Annotated in this window: 1 protein-coding gene and 1 pseudogene; both read right to left on the bottom strand. The window is 70.2% G+C overall.

The window, feature by feature from the left end; all coding sequences use genetic code 11:
• Positions 1-61, bottom strand: a 61-nt coding sequence (locus DSOL_RS30320) for a hypothetical protein (protein WP_427854467.1), incomplete at its 3' end; no start/stop codon positions are given.
• A 79-nt stretch (positions 62-140) separates the two neighbouring features.
• Positions 141-422, bottom strand: a pseudogene (locus DSOL_RS26350) (PEP/pyruvate-binding domain-containing protein); the annotation flags it as partial.
• Positions 423-494 lie beyond the last annotated feature (72 nt).

Raw genomic sequence — 494 nt, 5'->3', positions numbered from 1 at the left:
CGGTCAGCGGCCGGGACTGGAGAATGATCAATTCGCCCGCATCGTCCAAGGCCCACTCCATGTCCTGGGGCCGGCCGCAAATGGCGCTCCAGGGCCAGTCCCCAGCCGGCCAGGGTGCGGGCCTGCCCGGCGGTCAGGCAGGGGGCGCTGCGCCTGTCCGCTGGCACCGGCACGTCGGTCAGGCCCCCGGTTGGCGCAGCCACCAGCATCCGGGGCTTGTCGGCCACGGTCACCGAGGTCGCCTCCAGATTTTTGCGGTTGAGCAGGTAGGCGTCCGGGGTGATGACCCCGTCAACGGCATAGGGGCCAAGGCCCCAGACGGCGTTTATAAGCACGTCCGGGCGGCTTGGGGCCTCGGGCAGACGGGTGTACAGGACGCCGGCCGCCTGGGACGGGACCAGGGCCAGACAGGCGGCGGCCATGGCCACGTCGTCGTCGGGGATGCCCTTGAGCAGCCGATAGGACATGGCCCGGGGGTAAAAAGACTGGCGATG

Source organism: Desulfosporosinus metallidurans (assembly GCF_001936615.1).
In the GTDB taxonomy this organism is placed as follows: Bacteria; Bacillota; Desulfitobacteriia; order Desulfitobacteriales; family Desulfitobacteriaceae; genus Desulfosporosinus; species Desulfosporosinus metallidurans.
Note: the sequence above shows the minus strand (reverse complement) of the source record. Positions and strands in the feature narration are given on the sequence as shown.